Below are 18313 nucleotides of genomic sequence, written 5' to 3' on the forward strand. Positions count from 1 at the left end.
GGCGGCGTCACCGAGCCGCACCGAGACAGAAACATAGGTTAGGCTAACCTTAATTGCCCCAACCTCCCGAGGAGTCCTCCGTGCGTCTTCGACGTCCCCTCACCGCCCTTACCGCCCTCGCCGGCGCCGCCGTCACCGCGATCGCGCTGGCCGCCTGCGCGACCCCCGCCGCCGACCCCGCCGCGGACGCCCTTGCGTCCGGTTCGGCTGGGGGATTCCCGGTCACGATCGAGCACGCCTTCGGCGAGACCGTCATCGAGCAGGCGCCCGAGCGCGTCGCGACCTGGGGCTGGGGCTCCACCGAGGCCGCCGTCGCGGTCGGCGTCTACCCGGTCGCCATTGCCGAGCAGGCCTGGACGGTCGGCGAGGGCAACTACCTGCCGTGGGTCGAGGCCGCCTACGAGGAGGCCGGCGAGGACCTGCCCGCGCTCATCAGCGACCCGGAGGGCGGCGCGACCGTGCCCTACGAGGAGTTCATCCAGGCCGAACCCGACCTGATCCTCGCGCCCTACTCGGGCCTCACCGAGGAGCAGTACGACACGCTCTCCGAGATCGCGCCCGTCGTCGCCTACCCCGCGGCGCCGTGGACCACGCCGTGGGACGAGACCATCGAGATCACCGCCGAGGCGCTCGGCCGTGCCGGCGAGGGCGAGGCCGTGCTGCAGCGGATCTCCGCCGGGCTCGCCGAGCAGGCCGCGGCGCACCCCGACTTCGCGGGGACGACCTTCGCCGGCGTGTGGGACGGCGACGGCTTCGTCTTCGTCTACACCCCGGCCGACTCGCGCATCGAGGTCCTCACCGAGCTCGGGCTCGAGGTCGCGCCGAGCGTCTCCGAGCTCGACACGAGCGACGGCGGCTTCTACTACGAGCTCAGCTACGAGCAGCTGGACCGGCTCGACGCCGACGTCATCGTCAGCTACCACAGCACGACGGAGGAGGCGGCCGCCTTCCTCGCGAAGCCCGAGCTGCAGGCGATCCCCGCGGTCGCCGCGGGCCGGGTCGCCCAGGTCTCCGACCCCGTGACCGTCTCGTCGGTCTCGCCCCCCACCGCGCTCAGCTTCGACTGGCGGGGCGGGCTCCCCGCCCTCGTCGACGCGATCGCGGGCGTCGTCGAGCAGTGACGGCGGCCCGACGGCTCGACGTCGTCAGGCGGATGCCGCGTCGCGGCCCGGGCGCGCAGCGCGCCCGGGCCGCCGCACGTATCCGCCCGCCTCGAGCCCGGCCTCGATCTCGAACCGGTTCTGCAACGGGTCGAATCCCGACATCCAGTACAGGAACGGGAAGAGCATGCCGTAGCGCCGCCACTGCTCCCGGTGGACGGCCTCGTGGCCGAGCACGCGGTCGGACGCGTTGCGGTCGGTGAGGTAGCAGCCGCCGACGCACGACCCGCCGCGGCCGAACGTCCACGCCGGCATGCCGCGGAACACGATGAGGCCGCGACGCCGCTCGATCCGCCCGCGGCTCCACAGGAAGCCCCACGCGAATCCCACCGCGGTCGCCCACCAGTAGCCCGCGCGGCTGATGGGGGAGTCGGTGAGCCGGATGCGCACCATCCGGCTCACGCGCGGGCCTCCGGGCGGCCGTCGGCCTCGAGCAGGCGCAGCCAGATCTCGCTGAGGGTCGGGAATGCCGGCACCGCGTGCCAGAGCCGCCGCACGGGCACCTCGCCGACGATCGCGACGGTCGCCTGGTGCACGAGCTCGGCGACGCCCTGGCCGACGAAGGTCGCACCGACGAGCACGTCGCGCTCATCGTCGATCACCAGGCGCGCGCGGCCCTCGACGCCGTCCGCGAGGATCCACGCACCGGTCACGCTCGAGAACGGGGCGTCGGCCACGCGGACCGCGATCCCCGCCGCCTCGGCCGCGGCCGCGGTGAGCCCGACGGCGCCGACCTCGGGGTCGCCGAACACGATGCTCGGCACCGCCGTGCGATCCGCGGTCGCGACATGCACGCCGTACCGCCCGTCGTCGACGGGTCGCCCGAGCGCGCGGGCCCCGATCACGTCGCCGGCGGCGCGCGCCTGGTACTTGCCCTGGTGCGTGAACGTCGCCCGTCCGGTCACATCGCCGACCGCGTACAGCCACGGCGGCGCGTCGCCCTCGGCCGGCGCGACGACCGTCGCGACGAGCGTGTCGTCGACCTCGATCGAGGCTCCGGGCTCGAGGCCCACCGTCTCGACGCCGATGCCCGTGGTGCGCGCGCGGCGGCCGGTCGCGACGAGCACCTCGTCGGCCGTCACCGTCGTGCCGTCGTCGAGCTCGATCGACACCTCACCCGCGCCGTCACCCGCACGCTCGACGCGGACCAGGGTCGCTCCGAGTCGCACGGTCGCGCCGAGCGCCCGGAGCCCCGCCACGACCGCCTCGCCCGCGAAGTCCTCCATGCCGCGCAGCATCGTGCCGCGCGCGAGCACCGTGACCTCGGCGCCGAACCCCGCGTACGCGGCGGCCATCTCGGCGGCCACGACGCCGCCGCCGATCACCGCGAGCCGGGCCGGCACGGCCTGCGCGCTCGTCGCGTCGCGACTCGTCCACGGCGACGCCGCCGCGAGGCCGGGGAGGTCGGGGACGACGGGGTCCGAACCCGTGCACACGGCGACCGCGTGGCGCGCCACGAGCACCTCCTCGGCGCCGCCGCCCGCCGGCGACACGACCACGCGTCGCTCGCCGTCGAGGCGCCCGTGCCCGCGCACCAGGTCGATGCCGACGCTCGCGAGCCAATCCTGCCCGTTCCGATCGCTCCAGTCGGACACCATCGCGTTGCGCCGGGCGAGCGTCGCGGCCACGTCGAGCTCGCCGGTCGCGGCCTCAGCCGCACCCGGCACCCGCTGCGCCGCCCGCAGCGCCGAGCCGCTGCGCAGCAGCGTCTTCGACGGCACGCAGGCCCAGTACGAGCACTCGCCGCCGACGAGCTCGTGCTCGACGACCACGACCTCGAGGCCCGCGGCCCGCGCGCGGTCGGCGACGTTCTCGCCGACCGGTCCGGCGCCCAGCACCACGACGTCGACCTCCCGCACCATCCCGGCTCCTTCCCGGCGCGGGCGCAGCCCGGCCACCGCCAGCCTACGAGCGCCTCACGCGGTCCCGGACGTGAGCGCGCCGACCAGCCGGAGGATCGTCGGCAGGTCGTCGATCGCGGCATCCGCCGAGGACGGCGCGAAGCCCGCGATCGAGGCGCCGGCGAGGGGGAACTCGGCGACCACCGCGCGCACCAGCGCGCCCACCGCGTCGGGCTGCGCGCCGAACGGCAACGGGTAGGACAATCCCGAGATCGCGGACGGATCCAGTACGTCGAGGTCGACGTGCACGTAGACGCGACTCGCGCCCGTGGCGCGGATCGCGTCGAGCGCCGGGCCGGGGTCGGCGAGCTCGTCGACGCCGAGCACCCGCATCCGCTCGGCGTCGATGAACGCCTGCTCGCCGTCGTCGACCTCGCGCACGCCCGCCAGCACGATACGGGACGCGGGCACCCGGCCGTCGCCGTCGAGCGCGAGGCCCTCGGCGCCGTCACCCGCGATCGCGCGCAGCACCATGCCGTTGAAGGCGCCCGAAGGGCTGCTCTCGGGCGTGTTGAGGTCGGGATGCGCATCGAGCCAGAGGACCGCGAGGTCGCCCGGGTGCGCTGCCGATGCCGCCGCGACGGGAGCGAGCGCGACGCCGCAGTCGCCGCCGATCACGATGGGCGTGCCGTTCGCCGAGGCCAGCACCTCCGCCGTGCGTTCTCGCACGCGCCGCACCGCGCTGTACCGGTGCACCCCGGTGCCGAGCGCGTCGCCCGCCTCCACGGGCACCTCGACGAGCACGGTCGCGGACGAGGGCAGGTCGCCGTGGATCGCGAGGGCCCCGTCGGCGTGGCTCATGGCGCGCGCCGAGACGGAGCCCTGCCACTCGGGAACGACGAGGAAGGTGGCCGGCATGACTCCCAGTATGTTCCCCGGGGCCGCGCCGCGCGACCGCACGGGCGCTACTGGTCGGGGAAGCGCACGAGCCCGGCCTGGACGGCCAGCCCGACGCTCGCGACGGCCATGAAGCCGAGCCCGAGCAGGCCCGCGACCGTGGTCGAGGCGATCACGGCGGCGCCGCTCAGCACGAGCAGCACGAGCGTGGTCCGCCACACCCACGACCGTCGCGTGAGCGAGGTCGCGAGGGCGAAGCTGACGAGCAGGGCCAGTCGAAGCCAGAGGTCGAGCGGCGTCAGGATCGGGCCGGTCGCGGTCGAGAGCGCCGCGCCCGCGAGGAGCAGGAGGGCCCACGCCCCGAACACCCACCAGCTGAACCGCGGCACGGGCGTGGGGCGGGGCGCCGCGCCATCCGCGGCCGGCCGCTCGACCACGACGCGCCCGGATGCCGGGGCCGGACGGTTCGCGAACGCGACGAGCACCTCGCGCGCGTGCGCCACCTGGATGAACCGTGCCGCAGCCGCCGTCGACTCCTCGACGGGTCGGCCCACGTACCGGTCGGGATGCAGCTCGCGGGCGAGTCGCCGGTAGGCGCGATCGATGTCGGCGAGCTCGGCGTCGCGCGCGACCCCGAGCACAGCGGCGGCCTCGTCAGGGGACATGTGCGGCGGGCGCGCCACGACGACTCCTTCCCATGCCGAGCCGTCGAACGGTGCGGATGCCGCGGCGCTCGGCCCCGCCGCATCCGCCCCGTCGCATCAGGAACCGGAGATCTGGCCCTGGGCGGGCGAGGATCCGCCGGCCTTCAGCGCGGCGAGCCGCGCCTCGACCTCGGTCAGCTCGCCGAGGTCGTCGAGCTCGTTGAACTGCGCGTCGAGGCTCGACGCGGCGATCTCCGCCTGACCGCGGGCCTTGGCCTCCTCGCGGCGGATCTTGTCCTCGAACCGCCCGATCTCGCTCGTCGGGTCGAGCACGTCGATCGACTTGACGGCCGCGTGCACCTGCTGCTGCGCCTCGGCGGTCTTCGCGCGCGCGATCAGCTCGCTGCGCTTGTTCTGCAGGTCGACGAGCTTCTGCTTCATGCCGTTCAGGCCGTCCTTGAGCTTGGCCACGACCTCGGTCTGCGCGGCGATCTGCGGCTCGGCCGCCTTCGCCTCGTTCTCGGACGAGATCTGGCGGCTCAAGGCGACCTTCGCGAGGTTGTCGAACTTGTCGGCGCCGGCCGTGTCGCCCGCGGTGCGGAGCTCGTCGGCCTTGCGGCTCGCGGCGAGCGCCTTGTCGCCCCACTCGCGCGCGGCCTCCACGTCCTCGCGGTGGTCGTCCTCGAGCAGGCGCAGGTTGCCGATCGTCTCGGCGATCGCGGCTTCGGCGTCGGAGATCGAGTTCGTGAAGTCGCGCACCATCTGGTCGAGCATGACCTGCGGGTCCTCCGCCTGGTCGATGAGCGCGTTGACGTTGGCCCGCAGCAGCTGCGAGATGCGGCCGAAGATGGACTGCTTGGTCATCCTGTTTCTCCTTCGTGTGATGGTCGATGCTCGTCCGATGCGATGGTCCGGTTCAGAAGCGGCCCCCGCTCCCGCGCCGGCCGCGCGTGCCCGAGCCTCCGAAGCTGCCCGGCGAGAAGCCGCCGCCGAAGCCGCCGCCACGCCGGCCGCCACCGCCGCCGAACATGCCGCCCCCGCCTCCGCCGCCCCCACCGAGGACCGAGTTGATGAGGATGCCGCCGAGGACGGCGCCCATGATGTCGCCGCCGCCCCCGCCGGATCGGGGCTGCGGGCCGCCGAACCCGCCGTATCCGGCGCCGAACCCGCCGACGTCCTGCTGGGCGAGGCTCATGGCCTGCCCGGCGAGCTGCTCGGCGCGCTGCGCCGAGGCGAGGGCCCGCGCCGGGTCGGCGGGGGCGAGCGACTGCGCCTCGACGAGCAGCCGGCCGGCCTCGGCGAGCCGCGTGCGCGCCTCCGAGCCGACCGCGCCGCGGCGCGCGACCAGGTAGTCCTCCGCGGCCTGCACCTGCGCGCGTGCCGACAGCAACGTGCGATCGAGCTCGGCGCGCGCGCGCTGGGCGGCGATCTGCGCGTTCCGCGCGCCCTGCACCGCCTGGTCGATCTCGGCGTTGACGCGGTCGAGGCGGGCCTTGAGCTCGAGCGGCGACCGCCCCGGCCGGGCGAGTTCGGCGCGGATGGCGGTCGCCTCCGCCTCGACGCGATCCGCGAGCGCGGCGAGGTTCGCATCCTGCAGGCCGCGTGCCGTGCGCACATCGGTGTCGAGGTCGTCGACGCCTGCGGCGATCGCCCGGTCGCCCGCGGCGAGGTCGGCGGCGAGCCGGTCGATCGCGGTCGCGAGCAGCTTCGCCTGGTCGGCGGCCTCCTCGGCCGCCCGGATCTCCACGGCCGCCGCGCTCGTCTCGCCGCGGCCGAGCGCAGCGCGTGCCTGCTCGACGGCATCGCGTGCGAACGCGATCCGCGTGCGGGCCTGTTCCGGGTTGTCGGCGACGGCCGCGAGGGCGCCCGCGCCGTACTGCGTGCCCAGCGTCTGGAGGCGCTGCGCGGCCGGCGCGACCGCGGCCTCGGCGTCCTGCGCGAGCTGCTCGGCGCGCGCGAGGGCCTCGGGCGCGTTCTGCTCGAGCGCGCGCAACTGGTCGAAGCGGTCGGCCTGTTCGTCGAGGAGCCGGTCGGCCTCGCCGGTCAGCGCGAGGATGCGCTCGTACCATTCGCGTTGCTGGGCCTCCGTGTCGGGCTCGTGGTCGTCGAGCCGCTGCTGCACGCTGAAGGCCTCGCGGACCTTCGCCTTCGCCGTCTCGAGCGCGGCGCGGAAGTCCGCCGTCGCCTCCTCGCCGTACGCCGCGACGGCGAAGCCGAGCTCCTCGTCGCTGGTCCTCAACGCGTCATCGGCCTCCACGAGCGCGGTGCCGACCCGGCGGCGCAGCTCCTCGACGGGCACGGGCGGGGGTCCGGCCGGCGCCCCGGGGGTCCCGGTCACGGCCTTCCGGCGACGACGCGCGAGCAGCACCGCCGCGACCACGATCGCGGCGATGCCGATGAGCACGAACCAGATCCAGCCGAACCCGCCGCCACCGGCCCCCGCGCCGCCGCCGAGCGCGTCGGCGGCCGCGATGGCCGCGCCGGCCCAGTCGCCGTCGCGCAGCTTCGGCTCGACCACCTGCAGCGCGATCCGGTCGACGTCGGCCGCGGAGAGCGAGGCATCCTCCGCGGCGGAGAGGTAGTACGCGCGGCCGTCGATGGCGACGGCGAGCAGGTAGTCCTCGCTGCCCATGTTGTTCGCGTTGGCGGTGTCGGTCGCCCACGACGCTGCGTCGGCCGGGTTCGTGAACTCGTCGACGTACGCCACGAAGAGCTGACGGCCCGTGTCGTCGGCGGTGGCCCGGATCGCGGCCTCGACGTCGGCGACCTCGCCGTCGCTGAGCGCGCCGACGGTGTCGACCACCGGGCTCGCGCCGAACGACACGGGATCCTCGGCGTGCGCGACCTGCGGCAGCGCGACGAGCGCGAGCCCGAGCGCCACGGCCGTCACGATCGAACCCCTGCGTACCGACCGCATCTGCCCCGTCGCCTCCCCCTCGGACCGGATGTCTGGAGTCTATGGGGGCGCCGGAGAGCCCGTCCACGCTTTCACAGCGTGCATCCAGTCGCGGTGTCGGCGCCGGAGACGGAACGAGCCGGGCCCTCAGCTGGCTGAGTGGACCCGGCTCTTCACGACGTGCCCCCGGAGGGATTCGAACCCCCGACCTACGGTACCGGAAACCGGCGCTCTATCCCCTGAGCTACGGAGGCGCACAGCCAGCAACACTACCACCTGAGCGCGCCGCCCGATCACGCCCGCGAGGGCGTCAGCGCGCGGGCAGGTTCTCGAGCACCGAGGCGATGACGGCCTGCGCGTCGCCCGGTTCGACGAGCGCGGGGGACTCGACGACGACCCAGTAGTCGCCCGTGAAGACCTGCGCCTGGCCGACGCCGCCCGCGAGGAGGAAGAAGCCCTCGACCTCGGGCGGCGTGCCGTAGGTCGGCACCGCGTTGCTGTCCATCGCCGCGTGCCCGACCTGCAGGGCGAAGGCCTTCGGCGGCAGGGTCGCCACGGCGACCTCGAGCAGGTCGCCGCTCGTCTGGTTGGACCACCCGCACGCGGTGCCCTGGGCATCGGCGACCTCGAGGACCAGCTCGCCCGACGGCTCGTAACCCGGCGCGGCGCCGAAGTTCGGATTGAACGCGTACGCCTGGTCGGGCGTCAGGACGGCATCGCACGCCACGTCGAACGGGATCGGCTCCTCCGTCGGCTCGGGCGTCGGGACCGCCGAGGCGGACGCGTCGGGCCCGGCCGTGCCGGAGGGCGCGGAGGCGCCATCCGTCGGAACCGGCGTCGCATTCGGCGCGCACGCGGCGAGCAGCAGCGCGGCGGCGACCGCGGTGAGCGCGACCGCGCAGGGGCGGAGGGCGGGGGAGTTCGGGCGCGGCATGCCGCACACCCTACCAACGGCGCCGGATAGGATCTTCGAGTGACTCCCGCCGATCTCTCGCGTGCCCTGTACGACCTCGTCATCGACCTGGTCGCCCGACGCCGCGAGACGGGCGAGGAGGTCGAGTTCGAGCTGGCGCCCGAGGCGATCACGCTCGAACGGCCGAAGCTGCGCGAGCACGGCGATTGGGCCTCGAGCATCGCGATGCGCATCGCCAAGCCGCTCGGGACCAACCCGCGCGCGCTCGCAACGGAGCTCGCCGCCGGCCTCGCGGAGGTCGACGGCGTCGCGAGCGCCGAGGTGGCGGGCCCCGGCTTCATCAACATCCGCCTGGATGCCGCGGCCGCCGGCGCGCTCGCGAAGACGATCGTCGACCTCGGCGAGGCGTACGGGAGCGGCGACACCCTCGCGGGCCGCGTGATCAACCTGGAGTTCGTCTCGGCGAACCCGACGGGCCCGCTGCACATCGGCCACACGCGGTGGGCCGCGCTCGGCGACTCGATCGGCCGCGTGCTGCGCGCGGCGGGCGCGAAGGTCGCCAACGAGTACTACATCAACGACGCCGGCAACCAGATGGACAACTTCGGTGCGTCCGTGCTCGCGGCGGCGAAGGGCGAGCCGACGCCCGAGAACGGCTACCCAGGGCAGTACATCGCCGACCTCGCCGCTCGCGTGCTCGAGCGCGAGCCGCACCTGCTCGAGCTCGACGACGAGGTCGCGCTGCACACCGCGCGCGAGATCGCGTACGAGCTGCAGCTCGGCGAGATCCGCGAGTCGCTCGAGCGCTTCAACGTGCACTTCGACGTGTGGACGAGCGAGCGCACGCTGCACGCGAAGGACGACGACGGCGTGTCCGCGATCGACGCGGCCGTCGAGCGGCTGCGCGCGCAGGGCCACGTGTACGACCAGGACGACGCGGTGTGGGTGCGCACGACCGACTTCGGCGACGACAAGGACCGCGTGATCCGTCGTGGCAACGGCGTCTACACCTACTTCGCGGCCGATGCCGCGTACTACCTCGACAAGGGCGACCGCGGCTTCGAGCACAAGATCTACCTCCTCGGCGCCGACCACCACGGCTACGTCCACCGCCTCAAGGCCCTCGCGGGCGCCGCGGGGGACGACCCCGAGAAGGATGTCGAGGTGCTCATCGGCCAGCTCGTGAGCATCAACGGCGCGAAGCTGTCCAAGCGCGCCGGCAACATCATCGAGCTCGACGACCTGCAGGCCTGGCTCGGCACGGACGCGCTGCGGTACACCCTCGCGCGGTACCCGGCCGACTCGCCGCTGACCATCGACCCCGAGATCCTGCGCCGACGCACGAACGACAACCCGGTCTTCTACGTGCAGTACGCGCACGCGCGCACCGCCGCCGTCGCGCGCAACGCCCACGCCTCGGGCGTCGACCGCTCGTCCTTCGCGCCCGAGCTGCTCGAGCACGAGACCGAGTCGGCGCTGCTCGGAGCGCTCCAGGAGTTCCCGCGCATCGTCGGCCAGTCCGCCGAGCTGCGCGAACCGCACCGCGTCGCGCGCTACATCGAGGAGCTCGCCGGGCTGTACCACCGCTGGTACGACAACTGCCGGGTGCTGCCGCTCGGCGACGAGCCCGTGGGCGACCTGCACCGCACGCGCCTCTGGCTGAACGACGCGACCGGCCAGGTGATCCGCAACGGCCTGCACCTGCTCGGCGTGTCGGCGCCCGAGCGCATGTAACCTTCCCACCCATGGCCGCATCCGACGCCGAGACCGTCCGCATCGAGCCGCTCGCCGAGCCCGCTGGCCCGCGTCGCCGCACGTCGGGCGGCACGCGAACGCTCATCGTCGTCGGCATGGTCCTCGTGGTGCTCGCCGGGCTGGTCCTCCTGACCGAGACGGTGGGCCGCAGCATCGCCGAGCGCAACATCGCCGCCTCGATCGAGCAGGGCCTGCCCGAGGGGGTCGAGGGTCAGGTCGACGTCCAGATCCACGGCGTCTCCGCGCTGTGGCAGGTGCTCAGGGGCAGCATGGACGAGATCGTGGCCACCGCGCCCGAGCTCGACGTGCACGGCGTCCCGGTCGACGTGACCGTGACCGCGCACGGCGTGCCGCGCGCCCAGGGCGGCGACGTCGCCCGCGCCGAGGTCGTGGCGAGCGTCGACGAGGCCGCGATCGACGCCATCGCCGAGTCGCAGGGCGTGCCCGGCGGGCTCGAGCTGGGCGACGGCACGGTCGCGTACAGCGACGAGGTCGAGTTCCTCGGCATCCCGATCGGCTTCACGATCACCGCCGAGCCCGAGGCGGCCGGCGACCGCGTGCTGCTCACCCCGGTCGGCGCCGACATCCGCGCCGGCGGCGGCAGCATCGACGCCTCCGGGCTGGTCGACCGGCTGCTCGGCGGCGACCCGCTGCCCATCTGCGTCGCCGACCGGCTGCCCGAGGGCGTCGAGGTGTCCGGGCTCGACGTCACGACCGACGGCGCGACCGTCCGGCTCGAGGCGACCGACGTGCCCCTCGCCGAGGAGACGCTCGCCACCACGGGCACCTGCGACTGAGTCATCCGCGCGTCATCGGCGCGTCCGTCGATTCGGCCCGCGCGGTCGCGCTCGGTAGACTCGCCGGGTACCGCCCCACAAGGGCGGCCCGCACCGAGGCTTCAGGAACCGATCCGGGTTCGCTCGCCGTCCGAGTGATCCGTCGTTCCATCGTCCCGTGAGGTTCCCGTGTCATCCAGCGCACCCGTCCCCGTGCGTCCGGGCGCGCCCGACGACGCGAACGCGCTCGCGCCGCACGTGTGGCCCGAAGGTGCGCACCGCGACGCGGCCGGTCGGCTCGTGGTCGGCGGGCTCGACGCCGCCGCGCTCGCCGCCCGCTTCGGAACGCCGCTCTACGTCGTCGACGAGCGCGTCGCCCGCGCCCGCGCGGTCCGAGTCCGATCGGCGTTCGAGTCCGCCGCGGCCTCGATCGGTACCACGGCGACCGTCTACTACGCCGGCAAGGCGTTCCTCTCCGGCGCGATCGTGCGATGGATGAGCGCCGAGGGCCTCTCCATCGACGTGGCGACCGGCGGCGAGCTCGCCGTCGCGCTCGCCGCGGGCGCCGATCCCGCTCGCATCGGCTTCCACGGCAACAACAAGTCGGTCCGCGAGATCGACCGCGCGGTCGACGCCGGCGTCGGGACGATCATCCTCGACAGCGAGATCGAGGTCGGGCGCGTGGCCGAGGCCGCCGCCCGCGCCCGCCGCGTCCAGCGCGTGCGACTGCGCGTGAACTCCGGCGTGCACGCGTCGACCCACGACTTCCTGGCCACCGCGCACGAGGACCAGAAGTTCGGCGTGCCGCTGGCCGACGCGGTCCGCGTAGTGCGCGACATCCGCTCGCGCCCGTCGCTCGACTTCGTGGGCCTGCACTGCCACATCGGCTCGCAGATCTTCGACGCGGCCGGGTTCGCGGAGTCGGCCGAGCGGCTGCTCGCCGTGCACGCCGAGCTCGCGGCATCCGCACCCGTGCCCGAGCTGAACCTCGGCGGCGGGTTCGGCATCGCCTACACCGAGGCCGACGACCCCCGGCCCATCGAGGTCATCGCCGACGGCATCGCGACCGCCGTTGCCGACGCGTGCCGCCGCCAGGGCGTGCCCGTGCCGAGGCTCGCGTTCGAACCCGGGCGATCGATCATCGGGCCGGCTGGCATCACGCTTTACACCGTCGGCACCGTCAAGGCCGTGCCGACCGACGACGGATGGCGCCACTACGTCTCGGTCGACGGCGGCATGAGCGACAACATCCGCACCGCGCTGTACGGCGCGCAGTACACCGTGCGCCTCGCCTCGCGCGTCTCCGAGGCGCCGCCCGCCCTCGTGCGCGTCGTCGGCAAGCACTGCGAGTCGGGCGACATCGTCGTCGACCACGGCTGGCTCCCGCACGACGTCGCCCCCGGCGACCTCCTCGCGGTCGCCGCGACCGGTGCGTACTGCTGGTCGCTCGCCTCGAACTACAACCACGTGCCCCGACCGCCGGTCGTGGCCGTGTCCGACGGCGTCGCGTGCGTGATCGTGCGCGGCGAGACCGAGGAGGACCTCCTCGCCCGCGACGCCTCGCTCGACGACCACGACGATGACGCACGGGGAGCCACCGCATGATCGAATACCGCTCCATCCGGGTCGCCCTGCTCGGGGCCGGCTCCGTCGGCTCGCAGGTCGCCCGGCTCCTGCTCGAGCACGGCGACGAGCTCGCCAACCGCATCGGCGCCCGCCTCGAGCTGGCCGGCATCGCGGTGCGCGACCTCGACGCGCGACGCGACGTCGACCTGCCGCGCGAACTGCTCACGACCGATGCCGAGTCGCTCATCCTGGGCGCCGACATCGTGATCGAGCTCATGGGCGGCCTCGAGCCCGCTCGCACCCTCGTGCTGAAGGCCATCGCCTCCGGCGCCGACGTCGTGACGGGCAACAAGGCGCTCCTGGCCACGCACGGCCCCGAGCTCTTCGCGGCGGCGCAGCAGGTCGGCGCGCAGCTCTCCTACGAGGCGGCCGTCGGCGGCGCCATCCCGATCATCCGACCCCTCCGCGACAGCCTCGCCGGCGACCGCATCGAGCGGATCCTCGGCATCGTCAACGGCACCACGAACTTCATCCTCGACCGCATGGACACCACCGGCGCCTCGCTCGAGGACGCGCTCGCGACCGCGACCGAGCTCGGCTACGCCGAGGCCGACCCGACGGCCGACATCGGCGGCTACGACGCCGCGCAGAAGGCCGCGATCCTCGCGAGCCTCGCGTTCCACACGAGCGTGCCCGTCGAGGCCGTGCACCGCGAGGGCATCACCGGCGTCACCGCGGCGCAGGTCGAGTCGGCCAAGCGCGCGGGCTACGTCGTGAAGCTGCTCGCCATCTGCGAGCGCCTGACCGACCCCGAGACGGGGGAGGAGGGCGTCTCCGCGCGGGTCTACCCGGCGATGGTGCACCGCAGCCACCCGCTCGCCGCCGTGCACGGCGCCAACAACGCGGTGTTCGTCGAGGCGGCCGCGGCCGGCCCGCTCATGTTCTACGGCGCGGGCGCGGGCGGCGTGCAGACCGCCTCGGCCGTGCTCGGCGACCTCGTCGCGATCGCACGCCGGCACGTGCTCGGCGGTCCCGGCACCGCCGAGTCCACGCACGCCGAGCTCCCGGTGCTCGACATCGGACGGATCACGACGCGCTACGCCATCACGATCGAGGCCGCCGACGAACCCGGCGTCCTCGCGACCATCGCGCACGTCTTCGCCGACCACGGGGTCAGCGTCGGCGAGCTCGAGCAGACCATCAACGACGAGACGGGGCGGGCTACGCTGGTGATCGGCACCCACGAGGCGCGTGAGTCCGCGCTCGCCGAGACGGTGCGCGCACTCGCCGACAGCCCCGTCGTGACCTCCGTCGCATCAGTCATCCGAGTCGAAGGAGCAGAGTGAACCAGCAGGCAACGAAGGCGCCGTCCCGGCAGTGGCGCGGCGTCATCCGCGAGTACGCCGACCGGCTCGACGTGACGGATGCCACGCCCGTCGTGACCCTCGGCGAAGGCGGCACGCCGCTGCTTCCCGCACCCGCACTCTCGCGGCGCACCGGCGCCGACGTGTGGGTGAAGTTCGAGGGCATGAACCCCACGGGCTCGTTCAAGGACCGCGGCATGACCATGGCCGTCACCAAGGCGGTCGAGCGCGGCGCCGAGGTCGTCATCTGCGCCTCCACGGGCAACACGTCCGCGTCGGCGGCGGCGTACGCCACGCACGCGGGCATCACGGCCGCCGTGCTCGTGCCCGAGGGCAAGATCGCCATGGGCAAGCTCAGCCAGGCCATCGCGCACGACGCCCGCCTCATCCAGATCCAGGGCAACTTCGACGACTGCCTCGACATCGCGCGCGACCTCGCCGAGAACTACCCCGTGCACCTGGTCAACTCGGTCAACAACGACCGCATCGAGGGCCAGAAGACCGCGGCGTTCGAAGTCGTCGAGGTCCTCGGCGACGCACCCGACTTCCACTTCATCCCGGTCGGCAACGCCGGCAACTACACCGCCTACACGCGCGGCTACCGCGAGGACATCGCCGCGGGCAACGCCACGCGCCTGCCGCGGATGTTCGGCTTCCAGGCCGCCGGCTCGGCGCCGCTCGTGCGCGGCGAGGTCGTCCGGCACCCCGAGACCATCGCGAGCGCCATCCGGATCGGCAACCCGGCGTCGTGGCACCTCGCGCTCGAGGCGCGCGACCTGACCGACGGGTACTTCGGCGCCATCGAGGACGACAAGATCCTCGAGGCCCAGCGCATCCTCTCGGCCGAGGTCGGCATCTTCGTCGAGCCCGCTTCGGCGATCAGCGTCGCGGGCCTGCTGGAGCGCTCGGCCGCCGGCCAGGTGCCCAAGGGCGCGCGCGTGGTGCTCACGGTCACCGGCCACGGGCTCAAGGACCCGCAGTGGGCGCTCCGCCTGCCCGACGGCTCCGAGGTGCAGCCGACGGTCGTCCCCGCCGACGTGGCGCACGTCGCCGAGGTGCTGGGGCTCGGCTCATGAGCGCGGCGGCCGCCGAGGCGGCCACGGCGTCGGCGCCCTCGCTCACCGGACGCCGCGTGCACGTGAAGGTGCCCGCGACGTCGGCCAACCTCGGCCCCGGCTTCGACACGCTCGGCCTCGCGCTCGCCAAGTACGACGAGCTCGACGTCGAGGTCATCCCCGAGGGCCTCGAGATCGAGGTGCACGGCGTCGGCGAGGGCGAGGTGCCGCTCGACGAGTCCCACCTCGTGGTGCGCGCCATCGCGCACGCGTTCGCGCACCACGGCCTCGAGCGGCCGCCGCTGCGGCTCGTCGCGCACAACGCGATCCCGCACGGCCGCGGGCTCGGCTCGTCGGGCGCGGCCATCGTCGCCGGCGTCATGGCGGCGAAGGGGCTGCTCGAGCCCGAGATCGAGATCTCGCCCGACGAGCTGCTCGAGCTCGCCACCGAGCTCGAGGGGCATCCCGACAACGTCGCGCCGGCCCTCTTCGGCGGCCTCACGATCGCATGGGTCACGCCCGAGGGGCCGCGCCACAAGAAGCTCATGGTCCACCGCGGGGTGTCGCCGCTCGTCCTCGTGCCCGAGCACGAGATGTCGACGGCGCTCGCGCGGAGCCTGCAGCCCAGCTCGGTGCCGCACGCCGACGCCGTGTTCAACGTCTCGCGCTCGGCACTGCTGGTCGCCGCGCTCATCCAGAGCCCCGAGCTGCTGCTCGCCGCGACGGAGGACAAGCTGCACCAGAACTACCGCGCCGAGGCGATGCCCGAGACCGACCGCCTGATCCGCGTGCTCCGCGCGGCCGGGCACCCAGCCGTCGTGTCCGGCGCCGGTCCGTCGATCCTCGTGCTCGCGAGCGATCCGAGCGAGCGGGCCGACGCCATCCGTCTGGTCGAGGAGTCCGCCGACACCGCCTGGCAGGCGCTGCCGCTCGCGGTCGACTTCCTCGGCGCCACCGTCCAGCCCGTCAACGCGGGCTGAGGCCGGGCCGTCATCCCGCTCCCCGCCGCCAGCGCGGCGTGGCGCGTGGCGGGAGGGCCCTCGCCCGAGTGCTAGACTGGTCGCGCACCCGGCCGGTGCAGCGTTCGCGCCCCAGCCGCATCGTGCGATTCCCGGCATTTCATGCTTTCGCCCACCGCGCAGGTCTGCGCCCCGTGCGCAGCACCTCAACGTGCGCGACCCAGCTCTCCTCGGCCAACCCCATGCCTGGCGAGGGGAAAGGACTGAACCCAGTGACCAACGCAACCGACCACGCCGAGGGCGTGGCCAGCCGCGCCCGCCTGACCGCGATGAAGGTCGCCGAGCTCCAGGAGCTCGCCGCCTCGCTCGGCATCGCCGGCGCATCGAAGCGTCGAAAAGGAGAACTCGTGGAGCTGATCTCCACCCACGCCGACGGCTCCGCCACGCTCGAGCTCGACGAGGTCGTCGACGCCGCTGCGCCCGCCGAGGCCCTCGTGATCGAGGAGCCCGCAGCGCCCGCCGCCGAGGCGCCCGCCGCGACCGAGGCGCCCGCCGAGGCGGAGACCGCCGAGGCGGAGACCGCCGTGGAGGAGCCGGTCGCCGCGCCGGTCGAGCCCGCCGCGGGCGCGCAGCCCGAGGCATCCGCCGACGCCGTGGCGGGCACCGACGCCCCGGCCACGACGCAGCGCGAGCCGCTCCGTCGCGGACGCCAGCCGCGTCGCGCGACGAGCGCCACCACCGCGGCGCAGCACGCCAACGCGGGCCTCACGGGCATCGAGCTCGCGCCGGCCGCGTCCGGCGAGACCGCCGACGCGGCCCGCGAAGCCGCTCGTGCCGCGGTGCGCGAGGAACTCGCCGCCGCCACGGGCGAGGCCCGTCCGGGCCAGCGAGCCGAGGCGGAGACCGCGACCGAGGCGGAGGCGGAGGGCGCCGCCGCCGAGCAGCCCGCGACCGAGCCGCGCCAGGGACGCAGCCGCAACCGCGGCCGTCGCGGCGGAGACCGCGGTGAGCGTGGCGAGGCCCAGAAGGCCGAGCAGGGCGGCGAGCGCCAGGGCGGACGACGCACCGAGGAGCCGGCCGAGGCCGACCGCCAGGGCCAGGGCGAGCCCGACAAGGGCCGCCAGGAGCAGGGCGGCCGCGGCCAGCAGGCTCGCGGCGAGCAGGGTCGGGGCGAGCAGGGCCGGGGCGAGCAGGGCCGCGGCGAGCAGCCGCAGGCCGAGGGCGAGGGCGGCCGTCGCAACCGCTACCGCGACCGCAAGCGCCGCGGCCAGGGCGCGACCGACGAGATCGAGCCCGAGATCCTCGACGACGACGTCCTGATCCCGATCGCGGGCATCCTCGACGTGCTCGACAACTACGCCTTCGTGCGCACCACGGGCTACCTCCCCGGCCCGAGCGACGTCTACGTCTCGCTCGGCCAGGTGAAGAAGTACCACCTGCGCAAGGGCGATGCGGTCGTCGGCGCGATCAAGCAGCCGCGCGAGGGCGAGGGCAACAGCCGCCAGAAGTACAACGCGCTGGTCAAGATCGACTCGGTCAACGGCCAGACCGCCGAGGAGGCCGCCGCGCGCATCGAGTTCGGCAAGCTCACGCCGCTCTACCCGCAGGAGCGCCTGCGCATGGAGACCGAGCCCACCAAGCTCACCCAGCGCATCATCGACCTCATCGCGCCGATCGGCAAGGGCCAGCGCGGCCTGATCGTCTCGCCGCCCAAGGCCGGCAAGACCATCGTGCTCCAGCAGATCGCGAACGCGATCGCCATCAACAACCCCGAGGTCCACCTCATGGTCGTGCTCGTCGACGAGCGCCCCGAAGAGGTCACCGACATGCAGCGGACCGTGAAGGGCGAGGTCATCGCCTCGACCTTCGACCGTCCGGCCGAGGACCACACCACGGTCGCCGAACTCGCGATCGAGCGCGCGAAGCGCCTCGTCGAGCTCGGCCACGACGTGGTCGTGCTCCTCGACTCGATCACGCGCCTCGGTCGCGCCTACAACCTCGCCGCACCGGCATCCGGTCGCGTGCTCTCGGGCGGTGTCGACGCGTCGGCGCTCTACCCGCCGAAGCGCTTCTTCGGCGCCGCGCGCAACATCGAGAACGGCGGGTCGCTCACGATCCTCGCCACGGCGCTCGTCGAGACCGGGTCGAAGATGGACGAGGTGATCTTCGAGGAGTTCAAGGGCACCGGCAACTCCGAGCTGCGCCTGTCGCGCCAGCTCGCCGACAAGCGGATCTTCCCGGCGGTCGACGTCAACGCGTCGTCGACGCGTCGCGAGGAGATGCTGCTCTCGCCCGACGAGGTCAAGATCACCTGGAAGCTCCGTCGCGCGCTCGCGGGGCTCGAGCCGCAGCAGGCCCTCGAGGCCGTGCTCGGGCGCCTCCGCGAGACGCAGTCGAACACTGAGTTCCTGCTGCTGATGCAGAAGGCCTCACCGGTCGGCGGCAACGGCAACGGGCACGGTCACGACGCCGACCACCACCGCTGAT

General features: G+C 74.0%; 15 protein-coding genes and 1 tRNA gene. 8 read left to right on the forward strand and 8 right to left on the reverse strand.

Translation table 11 applies throughout. The annotated features are described in order from the left end of the window. Positions 1-80 precede the first annotated feature (80 nt). Positions 81-1121 carry an iron-siderophore ABC transporter substrate-binding protein gene (locus tag JOD46_RS08650; protein WP_204393404.1) on the forward strand — a complete coding sequence of 347 codons (1041 nt, stop codon included), beginning with the start codon at positions 81-83 and terminating at the stop codon, positions 1119-1121. Between the two features lie 24 nt (positions 1122-1145). Here the strand turns inward: JOD46_RS08650 and JOD46_RS08655 are convergent, their stop codons facing one another. From JOD46_RS08655 to JOD46_RS08690, 8 genes are all read right to left on the reverse strand, one after another. Next, the gene (locus JOD46_RS08655) at positions 1146-1553 is read right to left on the reverse strand and encodes a Fe-S oxidoreductase (protein WP_204396435.1); all 408 of its coding nucleotides are present in this window, start codon (positions 1551-1553) and stop codon (positions 1146-1148) included. A 5-nt stretch (positions 1554-1558) separates the two neighbouring features. Next, entirely contained in the window at positions 1559-3022 is a 1464-nt protein-coding gene (locus JOD46_RS08660) for a dihydrolipoyl dehydrogenase family protein (RefSeq protein ID WP_204393406.1), read from the reverse strand. 54 nt (positions 3023-3076) lie between these two features. Next, positions 3077-3919: an arginase family protein gene (locus JOD46_RS08665; RefSeq protein ID WP_204393408.1), complete on the reverse strand. Its 843-nt coding sequence runs from the start codon at positions 3917-3919 to the stop codon at positions 3077-3079. A 47-nt stretch (positions 3920-3966) separates the two neighbouring features. After that, positions 3967-4581: a J domain-containing protein gene (locus JOD46_RS19005; RefSeq protein WP_372432312.1), complete on the reverse strand. Its 615-nt coding sequence runs from the start codon at positions 4579-4581 to the stop codon at positions 3967-3969. Positions 4582-4659: 78 nt separating this feature from the next. Further along, complete coding sequence (locus JOD46_RS08675) at positions 4660-5406, reverse strand: PspA/IM30 family protein (RefSeq protein WP_204393410.1); 747 nt, start codon at positions 5404-5406, stop codon at positions 4660-4662. 52 nt (positions 5407-5458) lie between these two features. Next, positions 5459-7432, reverse strand: coding sequence for a TPM domain-containing protein (locus tag JOD46_RS08680; RefSeq protein WP_307834971.1), 1974 nt, complete (start codon positions 7430-7432; stop codon positions 5459-5461). A 187-nt stretch (positions 7433-7619) separates the two neighbouring features. Next, a tRNA-Arg gene (locus JOD46_RS08685) sits at positions 7620-7692 on the reverse strand. A gap of 56 nt (positions 7693-7748) precedes the next feature. Continuing rightward, the gene (locus JOD46_RS08690; protein WP_204393414.1) at positions 7749-8372 is read right to left on the reverse strand and encodes an iron ABC transporter ATP-binding protein; all 624 of its coding nucleotides are present in this window, start codon (positions 8370-8372) and stop codon (positions 7749-7751) included. A gap of 39 nt (positions 8373-8411) precedes the next feature. Here JOD46_RS08690 and JOD46_RS08695 point away from each other — a divergent pair, with 39 nt between their 5' ends. From JOD46_RS08695 to rho, 7 genes are all read left to right on the forward strand, one after another. Then, the gene (locus JOD46_RS08695) at positions 8412-10085 is read left to right on the forward strand and encodes an arginine--tRNA ligase (protein WP_204393416.1); all 1674 of its coding nucleotides are present in this window, start codon (positions 8412-8414) and stop codon (positions 10083-10085) included. 11 nt (positions 10086-10096) lie between these two features. Continuing rightward, positions 10097-10903 carry an LmeA family phospholipid-binding protein gene (locus JOD46_RS08700; RefSeq protein ID WP_204393418.1) on the forward strand — a complete coding sequence of 269 codons (807 nt, stop codon included), beginning with the start codon at positions 10097-10099 and terminating at the stop codon, positions 10901-10903. A 168-nt stretch (positions 10904-11071) separates the two neighbouring features. Then, complete coding sequence (gene lysA, locus JOD46_RS08705; RefSeq protein WP_204393420.1) at positions 11072-12487, forward strand: diaminopimelate decarboxylase; 1416 nt, start codon at positions 11072-11074, stop codon at positions 12485-12487. Beyond that, positions 12484-13794, forward strand: coding sequence for a homoserine dehydrogenase (locus JOD46_RS08710; RefSeq protein WP_204393422.1), 1311 nt, complete (start codon positions 12484-12486; stop codon positions 13792-13794). Before lysA ends, JOD46_RS08710 begins: the two co-directional genes overlap by 4 nt. Beyond that, positions 13791-14888: a threonine synthase gene (gene thrC / locus JOD46_RS08715; RefSeq protein WP_204393424.1), complete on the forward strand. Its 1098-nt coding sequence runs from the start codon at positions 13791-13793 to the stop codon at positions 14886-14888. Before JOD46_RS08710 ends, thrC begins: the two co-directional genes overlap by 4 nt. After that, positions 14885-15847, forward strand: coding sequence for a homoserine kinase (gene thrB / locus JOD46_RS08720; RefSeq protein WP_204393426.1), 963 nt, complete (start codon positions 14885-14887; stop codon positions 15845-15847). Before thrC ends, thrB begins: the two co-directional genes overlap by 4 nt. A 308-nt stretch (positions 15848-16155) precedes the next feature. Continuing rightward, positions 16156-18312: a transcription termination factor Rho gene (rho, locus tag JOD46_RS08725; protein WP_239563535.1), complete on the forward strand. Its 2157-nt coding sequence runs from the start codon at positions 16156-16158 to the stop codon at positions 18310-18312. The last annotated feature ends 1 nt before the right edge of the window (position 18313 follow it).

It is taken from the genome of Agromyces aurantiacus, from assembly GCF_016907355.1.
Classification (GTDB): Bacteria; Actinomycetota; Actinomycetes; order Actinomycetales; family Microbacteriaceae; genus Agromyces; species Agromyces aurantiacus.